This window comes from Desulfosporosinus sp. SYSU MS00001 (assembly GCF_049943955.1).
Taxonomy (GTDB): Bacteria; Bacillota; Desulfitobacteriia; order Desulfitobacteriales; family Desulfitobacteriaceae; genus Desulfosporosinus.
The window spans coordinates 1-9,584 of sequence record NZ_JBNFTW010000019.1; the positions used below are offsets into that span (position 1 = coordinate 1).

8 protein-coding genes are annotated in these 9,584 nt (G+C 39.4%); 5 read left to right on the forward strand and 3 right to left on the reverse strand.

Annotated features, from left to right (window positions below; all coding sequences use genetic code 11):
* The coding region (locus tag ACPUYX_RS20495; protein WP_426381450.1) for a hypothetical protein at positions 1 to 189 on the reverse strand (189 nt) is incomplete at its 3' end.
* 490 nt (positions 190 to 679) lie between these two features.
* Between ACPUYX_RS20495 and ACPUYX_RS20500 the strand changes: the two genes are divergently transcribed.
* Positions 680 to 1,222, forward strand: coding sequence for a hypothetical protein (locus ACPUYX_RS20500; RefSeq protein WP_426381451.1), 543 nt, complete (start codon positions 680 to 682; stop codon positions 1,220 to 1,222).
* 499 nt (positions 1,223 to 1,721) lie between these two features.
* Here the strand turns inward: ACPUYX_RS20500 and ACPUYX_RS20505 are convergent, their stop codons facing one another.
* Both ACPUYX_RS20505 and ACPUYX_RS20510 read right to left on the reverse strand, forming a co-directional pair.
* A complete protein-coding gene (locus ACPUYX_RS20505; RefSeq protein WP_426381452.1) occupies positions 1,722 to 2,414 on the reverse strand; it encodes an LrgB family protein in 693 nt (230 codons plus the stop codon).
* On the reverse strand, positions 2,411 to 2,815 hold the full coding sequence (locus ACPUYX_RS20510; RefSeq protein WP_426381453.1) for a CidA/LrgA family protein: 405 nt from the start codon (positions 2,813 to 2,815) through the stop codon (positions 2,411 to 2,413). The genes ACPUYX_RS20505 and ACPUYX_RS20510 overlap by 4 nt, the downstream gene beginning before the upstream one ends.
* A 340-nt stretch (positions 2,816 to 3,155) precedes the next feature.
* On the opposite strand from ACPUYX_RS20510, the gene ACPUYX_RS20515 reads away from it, so the two are divergent.
* From ACPUYX_RS20515 to ACPUYX_RS20530, 4 genes are all read left to right on the forward strand, one after another.
* A complete protein-coding gene (locus ACPUYX_RS20515) occupies positions 3,156 to 4,457 on the forward strand; it encodes a putative DNA modification/repair radical SAM protein (RefSeq protein ID WP_426381457.1) in 1,302 nt (433 codons plus the stop codon).
* Positions 4,436 to 5,269, forward strand: coding sequence for a TIGR03915 family putative DNA repair protein (locus ACPUYX_RS20520; RefSeq protein WP_426381454.1), 834 nt, complete (start codon positions 4,436 to 4,438; stop codon positions 5,267 to 5,269). Before ACPUYX_RS20515 ends, ACPUYX_RS20520 begins: the two co-directional genes overlap by 22 nt.
* Before the next feature lie 233 nt (positions 5,270 to 5,502).
* Positions 5,503 to 7,698 carry a DNA helicase RecQ gene (recQ, locus tag ACPUYX_RS20525; protein ID WP_426381455.1) on the forward strand — a complete coding sequence of 732 codons (2,196 nt, stop codon included), beginning with the start codon at positions 5,503 to 5,505 and terminating at the stop codon, positions 7,696 to 7,698.
* A 69-nt stretch (positions 7,699 to 7,767) separates the two neighbouring features.
* Entirely contained in the window at positions 7,768 to 9,270 is a 1,503-nt protein-coding gene (locus tag ACPUYX_RS20530; RefSeq protein ID WP_426381456.1) for an MDR family MFS transporter, read from the forward strand.
* Positions 9,271 to 9,584 lie beyond the last annotated feature (314 nt).

Genomic DNA, 9,584 nt, shown 5'->3' on the forward strand with positions numbered 1-9,584 from the left:
GAAGTTAAGACCTCCAGGGCCGATAATACTTGGGGCATAGCCCCTGGGAAAGTAGGTCATCGCCAGGTAACAAGCGATAGACTGCCAAATATGGCAGTCTATCTGTGTTTCATGAAGGAAGTGAAAGATTCCTACCGGGGTTCCACCCGTTCGGATCCACATTGCAGGAGAATGTTTCACAAGTCGCAATGTGGCGAAAACCTCGTCCGGTTTTCGTCACGCTGCAGGAGAATGCGTAAGGGGACGCAGTGTGGCGAAAGGCTCATCCGCCTTTCGTTCCAGGGTCGATAATACTTGGGGCATAGCCCCTGGGAAAGTAGGTCATCGCCAGGTAAACAAGCGATAGACTGCCAAATATGGCAGTCTATTTGTGTTTCATGATAGAAATGAAAGTACACTACCGGGGTTCCATCCGTTCGGATCCACATTGAAGGAGAATGTTTCACAAGTCGCAATGTGGCGAAAGGCTCATCCGCCTTTCGTTCCAGGGCCAAGGATACTTGGGGCGCAGGCCCCTAGGAAAGTAGGTTATCGCCAGGTAACAAACTCCAGACAGACTGCCAAAATATCTGTGGATTTTTTATATTTGTTTATCTTTGTATAGAGGATAAAGTTTATCTAAACTTAATATTCATTGAAGTTAGATTCCGATAATGATATTATTTAGAAAAAAGTACCATTGAAAGGATGGCGATTAGTTATAAAAAAAATTATTCTAGCACTTGTTATATCTATTTTATTAAACGTAGGTCTAATATATAATTTTATTATTAATACAGAAAGATTGAACACAACATGGTATAACTTAACTTCAAACCTTGCTAATTCAATTAATGAGGACACAAATGGTGTAGATAGCGAAGATACTGTTTTTTTTGAAGAAATAGCTATTAAAAATATTCAACTGCAACTTGATAATTTACAGCTTTTACCCGAAGGAAGCTTGATAATCGAGAGCAAAACCATTGAGAATATGGAGACCCTGTTTAAATACCAGTTTCCTCTTTTGGATCAAATGAAAAAAGAAATTCAGCAAAATGGAAAGATCTCAGCTAGTACAAACGAAAAATATAAAAAGGCTCAACAAAATCGGGTTGCTATAGCAAAAAGTTTTAGTAGTCAGCTTAAGACAGTCGACCCATTTGCACCTGTATTTATCGTAAATAAATGGCGGACAATATTTGAAAATGCAATTAATAGGCAGAACACCACAGTAAACTAGTACATTTATTAAATTCGGAGAATTTGCAAAGCCACGACCTGAAAGTTTAGGTTATCTCCACTACTTGTATGTGCTATCCTGCGACCCATGTAGTTGTTATCATTAAGGCAATCACTCAAGGCGAATTATATGACGAACAAGAGAAAGAGTAGAACTCCACTGAATATCGTGGAGTTCTACTCTTTCTCTAAAAATTGGGGATATTCATTAGGAGTGGCTTGTTTTGGAAAAAACTAAAAACTATACAACCTTAAAGATTTAAGTAAAAACAATTGTGGTATCTTCCCTTCTAAATCTAATGTCGCAACAGGCAAGGATGATCGTCTGACGGAGTAGAGGTACTAGACATGGCATCTCCGAAATAATTTGCCTCACACATGAAATTAAGGAAGTCAATTTTCTGACACTCTTCCGCTGACATAACGTTAGATACCACGATTAAAGGGTTGAAGAATATAGTTTCCTCGTCTATCTCACAAAGTTGAAAAGCGTAAACTCATTATAACTTTAGGAGTAACGGAAAAATGATCGGAGCAAGAACGATGGTTGCTAATCCAGCAAAGATCATGGCGAGGCTTGCAATCGTACCCTCGAGAGAACCTAATGATAAGGCAGCGGATGTTCCGCAGCCATGTGCTCCCGTTCCCAGTAAAACCCCCTTAGCTATCGGCGAGCGAAGGTGGAGAAAACGGATTACCAGTGGGCCGATAACAAGCCCCATTAAGCCGGTAAAGATAACGAAGACTGCAGTAAGGGAAGGGATACCACCTAAGTTATTGGAAACATCAATAGCAATAGGAGTTGTAACAGAACGGGGTGCTAAACTAAGGATAATTTGAGGTTCAAAATTAGCGCCCAGCCCCAGCAGGGCAGAAGATAAAAATGCAGAGAGGGTACCTGCTAAGACACTGAGAATGATTTCTGGGAAATATTTTTTTAATAAGTCATAGTGTTTATATAATGGTAAAGCAAAAGCTACTATTGCAGGTTGTAAAAGTACACTCAACCATTTTCCGCCGATAATATAACTTGAATAGGAAATATGAAGTGTTAGCAAACCAATTATTAATGCCGCAGGTGCAATTAATAAGGGTGAAAATAGAACAAATCGAATGCGACCATATAAAGCCTTTGAAAAATAATAGAAGATAATGGTGAGAACTACACTTATGAATCCTACAAATTCGCTCATAATGCCTTTCCTCCTTTTCTAGTTATCATTTCTGCGGTAAGACCACTGCTAACCATGACAGCGGCTGTGCTAATTAAGATGATCAGGAATAGATCAAGACCTTCCCGGTGGAGAAATTGTATGTATTGCATTATTGCTACGACTGATGGAATAAAGAACAAAAGCAATTCGGCAAGCAACCAGTTACCGCCGATGACAACCCAGTTATACGGAAAGACCTTGAGGTGCAAAAGGATAAATAATATGCCCATACCAATAAGACTCCCAGGAAAGTTCAGATGCAATAGTTCACCTAAGAAACTTCCAATTAACGAAAAGATATAAAGAATTCCTATTTGAATTATTGCTATAAAAATCCGCGTTAGTTTTAACATCTTTGTTATTTGAAGTGCATTTCTCATCGCTTACAACCTCTTGCTTCCTTTTCTTGTGGTTGAGTAAATTTATGTAACAAGTATATAGCAACGAGTTTTATGTGTTAAATACATATATAGCATAACAATAATTCCGTTTATCTATAAATTAAAATTAACGGGAGGATATAGCAATGGATATTCCTGAAAGGTACTTTAAATGTGATAGTTAAGACAGAATAAATTATTTATATTCAAATGGAACATTTGATATATCTTTACACAAACCACTTACATATGTTTGCCTTATTCCCTTTGACAAGAACATATGTTTTGTATTATAGTGTTGACAAGATATAATATAAACTAAAATATGGAGGGGATTGGCATCGATATTTACGACAAATTGATGATTTTATCAGACTCAGCCAAATATGATGTAGCTTGTACCTCCAGTGGTGTAGATAGACGAGGGAAACAAGGGAGCATAGGAAGTGCTGCAAATGCGGGTATTTGTCATAGTTTTGCGGCTGATGGACGTTGTATTTCGTTACTAAAAGTTTTAATGACGAATATCTGTATCTATGATTGCAAATATTGTATAAATCGCACCTCAAATGATACCAAAAGAACGGCATTTACTCCTAGTGAGCTGGCAGAACTAACGGTCAATTTTTATCGAAGGAACTATATTGAGGGATTGTTTCTTAGCTCCGGAGTAATTAAAAGCCCTAATTATACTATGGAGCAAATGATCAAGGCATTAACACTGCTGCGTGAAGTTTATCATTTTAATGGATATATCCATGTTAAAACTATACCTGGAGCGGACAGTGAGTTCGTTACTCACTTAGGGCTTTTAGCTGACCGTATGAGTGTTAATATCGAATTGCCATCCCAAGAAAGTTTGAGGCTTTTAGCCCCGAATAAGACAAGGGATTCCATATTACGGCCTATGGGGTTTATTAGTCATAAGATCCAAGAGAATAGCTCAGACCTTGTGAAATTTCGACATGCTTCAAAGTTTGTACCCGCAGGGCAGAGCACACAGATGATTGTAGGTGCGACGCCTGATACGGATCATAAAATACTAACCTTAAGCGAAGGACTCTATAAAAAATATCGTCTGAAAAGGGTTTTTTATTCTGCGTATATACCGGTTGCGGAACATACTCTGTTACCATCTGTAGACACAAAACCTCCTCTTTTACGTGAACATCGCCTTTACCAGGCTGATTGGCTGTTGAGATTTTATGGCTTTGAAGCCAATGAACTGCTTGATGAGCAAACTCCAAATTTTAATTTGCAAGTTGACCCTAAGTGTAATTGGGCAATTAACCATCTTGGACAGTTCCCTATTGAAATAAATAAAGCGCCTTATGAGATGCTTTTGCGTGTTCCGGGAATAGGGGTAACCAGCGCCATGCGTATTCTAACGGCAAGGAAAAGTAGTTTAATTGATTTTGATGGACTCAAAAAGATGGGTGTTGTACTAAAACGGGCACAGTATTTTATTACTTGTAAGGGAAAAGTTATGAATCGACTAAAGATACCATCAGATGTTTCTTTGAGAACGCTGATGTCCGATCAGCATAAATTATTAAGCGGTTTTGCAGAGCAGCTCTCTCTTTTCCCCGATCCTTCTATGACGAGAGAGGAAGTGAGTCAGTGTTTGACAGAGCAGAGATAGTTTATGAATATGATGGGAGTTTCGAAGGGTTGATGTGCTGTGTTTTCGAAAGCTTTGCTCTCAAGGAGGTCCCAAGTGCTATCAGAACTCCTAGTGATCAGCAAAGCCTTTTTGATACACCAAAATGGATTGAGACGGACATCAACAAGTCGGATCGGGTCTATAATTCAATTGCAGCAAAAATCTCAGTTCAAGCGCAGGAATTAGTTACGCTGGGTTTTTGGACAAATGCTTCTCAGAAGGAACTATTAATCTATCATTTTTTACGCTTAGGCTATACGCACGGGAGTAAGGTTATGTCGATGCTTACAGATGATACTGTTAGCACCTTGCTAAAAGCCGTACGTCATTTGACGTCAGAAAGTCATAAGTTCAAAGGATTCGTACGATTTTCTGTTTATGATAAGGTTATGGTGGCAGTAATTGAACCTAAAAATTTTGTATTGCCTCTTATTTCTGATCATTTCTGTGATAGGTTTCGCAATGAGTCGTTTATGATTTATGATAAAACACATAAGATGGCTTTAGTTTATCAGGGGCAGGAAGCGAATCTGATTGAGGTTGATGAATTAACGTTACCTGAAGTTGATAAATCGGAAGTTGAGTATCGTCGTCTTTGGAAGCAATTTTATCAAACCATCGCTATTGAAGAGCGATATAATCCGAAATGCCGTATGACACTGATGCCGAAGAGGTATTGGGGACATTTAACGGAATTGGAAAAAGACGAAGAACCAGATAATTTAAGTGAGAAACAGCGAAATCTGAGTAAACATGCTATCAGATCTTATGAGCCTCAACGGTTGCCCTAGATTTTGTTCATTGGTGGTCTCCTCCAACAGCTAAAGAAATGTTGGGGGTTTTCTTATTGCTGAGGGACATTCACCCCAATGTCCTGGATTACAACATGAGCATACGAAGGTCGTGGCGTAATTATTAGTCACATTAGTACAGAATGTACTTTAAGATTTGGGAATAAGACCTTAATCTTATTTTTTTTTGCTATAATAGATAGAAGAGTTATCCTTTTAAGGAGTTGTTCAAAGTGCTCATAGAAACGGCGCTTAGAGTATTGCGGAAGTATTTTGGCTATACTCAATTTCGGGATGGTCAGCAAAAAGTGATAGAGAGTCTGCTTAAGGGCAGGGATACGCTGGCAATAATGCCCACAGGGGCAGGTAAATCCTTAGCCTATCAAGTTCCTGCTTTAATTTTTCAGGGAACCACCTTGGTTATCTCACCGTTAATTTCTTTAATGAAGGATCAGGTTGATGCTCTCCAGCAATTTGGAGTTTCAGCGACCTTTATAAATAGTTCCTTATCCCTCGGTGAAGTAAGGACCCGAATAGAGCGAGTCCTTCACGGAGACTATAAACTACTATATATTGCTCCGGAACGATTAGAATCGGAGAACTTTCGTATGCTCTTGAAATCTCTGAATGTTTCTTTTTTGGCAATTGATGAGGCCCATTGTGTTTCGCAATGGGGACATGATTTTCGGCCAAGCTACATTCAATTGGGATCTTTTGTGAACTCTCTGCCTCAAAAGCCGCTGATTGGCGCCTTTACAGCAACTGCAACCGAGGAGGTTCAGAGAGATATTGTTCGTTTGCTCCAGCTTGATAACCCTAATGTTTATGTGACGGGCTTTGATCGGCCTAATTTGTCGTTTACAACTCTTCGGGGAGAGAACAAAAAGGCATTTGTTTTAGACTATGTACAGGCACATAGGGATCAATCAGGAATCATTTATGCTGGAACTCGGAAAGAAGTGGATCATCTCCAGGCTTTTTTAACGAAACATAGTTTAAAGATCGGAAAATACCATGCCGGGATGAGTGACGACGAGCGTAAAAAGAGCCAAGAGGATTTTCTTTTTGATGAAACCCTGATCATGGTGGCTACTAACGCTTTTGGAATGGGTATTGATAAATCTAATGTTCGTTATGTAATCCATTACAATATGCCAAAAAATATGGAGGCCTATTATCAAGAGGCTGGACGTGCGGGACGTGATGGAGAACCGGGGGAATGTATTTTACTCTTTTCGCCTCAAGACGTTGTTCTGCAAAGATTTCTCATCGAACAGAGTGTATTAAATCCGGAGCGGAAATTGAATGAGCATAAAAAGCTTCAAGGAATGGTGGATTTTTGTCATACCCCTCGTTGTTTGAGGAAAACTATTTTAGAATACTTCGGGGAAGAAGAGGTTCCGAATCATTGTGAAAACTGTAGTAATTGTAATGATACACGTGAGATAGTTGATATTACATTAGATGCGCAGAAAATATTTTCATGTATCTATCGGATGAGAGAACGCTTTGGGATTGGCATGGTTGCTGAAGTACTAAAGGGGTCACGCAAAGCGAAGATAATCGAACTGAATTTTGATAGGCTTTCTACGCATGGACTTTTAAAGGATATGTCACTTCAGGAAATAAAAGATCTTATTAATTATTTAGTCGCTGAGAGTTATTTGCAATTATCAACCGGAGAGTATCCAGTACTGAAGCTTATGCCTTCTGCAGTTTCTGTTATAAAAGGTGAGACAAAAGTTATGAAAAAAGTGTCTCTACAACCTTCACGCGATGTCGTGGAGGAAGTCAGTCTCTTCGATCGGCTCCGGGCACTGCGAAAAGAATTAGCAGCACAGGAGAACTTGCCCCCATATATGATTTTTGCTGATAGCACCTTACGGGAAATGTCCCAGGTTTGCCCGTCAAATCCTAGGGAGATGATTCGGATTAGTGGAGTTGGGGAACGGAAATTAGAAAAGTATGGAGATGAATTCTTGAATGCAATTGCTGATTTTATGGGAGATTCCAAACCCAAAAGGAACAGCATGCTTTCCTTGCCTGCAGACAGCAGCTTGGACACAGCGGCAAAACAATCCAGTAAGGCAACAACTATTAATTTAGCGATAACAGATATGTCAAAGGATAAACTTCCTAGTCATGTCCAAACTCTGCTCTTGTATCAAGAAGGGTATTCTATTGAAGAAATAGGGAAGGTTAGGAAAATAACAGAATTAACGGTACAGAATCACCTTGTGCGCTGTGGTCTGGAGGGACATGCTGTACCTTGGGACGACTTTATTCCCGTTGATCAGGAACCTTTAATTTTAGAAGCGGCCCAAAAAGCTGGTCGCGAAAAATTACGGCCAATAAAAGATTTGCTTTCCGATGATATTGAATGGTTTACGATACGGGCAGTCTTGGAGAAACATAGAGAATTGAATTAAGGATTGAACTGTTGAAGATCTTTGAAACTAAATTTTATACGGTTCGGTTCCAGAAGGAGTTATTTCTTAATGCATAGTTCGGAACAAATTCACGCAAGAGAAAATGCTAAGACAAATCGCAAAGTTACATTAGCTTGTATTATGTTAGCGATGTTTATGGCAGCCATTGAAGCGACGATAGTAGCTACAGCGATTCCAAGTATTGTAGGTGATTTAGGCGGGTTTTCAAAGTTCAGCTGGGTGTTTTCGGCGTTTCTCTTAGCGCAGGCGGTAACAATCCCGATCTATGGGAAATTGGCTGATTTGTATGGCCGAAAACCTATCTTTTCATTTGGGGTTATCGTCTTTTTGATAGGTTCATTACTTTGTGGGTTAGCCAAAAGCATGAATATGCTCATACTCTTTCGTTTAATCCAGGGTGTTGGGGCAGGTGCTGTTCAACCGATTGCCACGACTATTGTTGGGGACATTTTTGATATCTCAGAACGTGCTCGTATTCAAGGGTATCTTTCAAGCGTTTGGGGGGTATCATCAATTATTGGCCCAGCCCTAGGTGCTTTTTTTGTACAATATGTTCGGTGGTCTTGGATATTTTGGATAAACATTCCAATAGGTCTGTTTTCTATGATAGGAATATGGATTTTCCTTAAAGAGACTGTACATGCTCAAGAACATAAAATTGATTATTTAGGATCGGGTTTGATATTTATTACAATCAGTGCCTTAATGGTTATTTTTATCCAAGCAGGAACAGTTTGGCCAATGACTTCAGCACCGATTCTTATATTAACCGGAATTGTCATTCTTGGCGTCTTATTATTCATTTTACAAGAGAAGAGGGCTGTTGAACCCATTATGCCTTTGTGGATTTGGAAACATTCACTGATTCTTGTATCAAATTTAGCCACGTTAACAACAGGTGTTGTCATTATCGGATTATCATCATTTTTACCCACCTATATCCAAGGAGTTATGAATAAAACTCCGTTAATTGCGGGTTTTGCACTTGCTTTTATGTCCATGGGCTGGGTTGTTGCGGCGACTCTTTCCGGCAGAATAATGTTTAAATATGGGTTCCGTAATGTTGTTATAGTCGGTGCAATTTGGGCCGTGATTGGTTCAATGTTTTTTGTAACGCTGCAGCCAGATAAGGGCTGGCTTTGGGCTGGAGCGGGTTCGGCAATTATAGGTATAGGTATGGGCCTTGCAAGGACCGTTTTTATTGTCGGAATTCAGAACAGTGTTGATTGGAAAATGCGCGGTGTAGCTACAGCTTCGAATATGTTTATGAATATATTAGGCAACACTATGGGGGCGGCACTTTTAGGCGGAATCTTGAATCTGAAATTGCTGAATTTTCTACGGAGCAGCGGTAAAGGAGGAGGTCTGCAATTAGATGTTATTAACATCCTGCTTGACCCAGTTAAAAGAGGAGCTTTACCACAGAGTGAATTGAAATTACTTACCTCAGGGCTTGCCTTATCATTGCATAATGTTTTTTGGGGTCTACTGATATTTTCTGCATTGAGTTTTGGTTTAGCCATATTATTTCCCAAGGCGGTCAAATCATAACAAGACTTACCTGATAGAAAAGTCTTATTTAACGTTACTTGCGTTGTTGTGGATATGGTGTTGTACGAATCAAAAGTGATATGTTTAACCACGTTAGCAATTCATCCCCTCCCTCAAATCGTCGCAACGATCAGGGAGGGGATGAATTGTTTATCTCAACAAATAAAATAAAAGCAAAAGAGTAATAAAAAAGTGTTGACATAGGTAAGGAAGAAGTGGTATTATAACAAAGCGCTCGAGAACAGCGCCTTTTAAATTCTCTCAAGCCTGTTGATTGAAGAAAATAGTTGTTGACAGTATTAAGAGTGAATGTT

What these genes read in the sequence shown, in the direction of transcription:
- ACPUYX_RS20505 (WP_426381452.1), bottom strand. Translation starts at nt 2,414, where the DNA reads ATGAGCGAATTTGTAGGATTCATAAGTGTAGTTCTCACCATTATCTTC.
- ACPUYX_RS20510 (WP_426381453.1), bottom strand. Translation starts at nt 2,815, where the DNA reads ATGAGAAATGCACTTCAAATAACAAAGATGTTAAAACTAACGCGGATT.
- ACPUYX_RS20530 (WP_426381456.1), top strand. Translation starts at nt 7,768, where the DNA reads ATGCATAGTTCGGAACAAATTCACGCAAGAGAAAATGCTAAGACAAAT.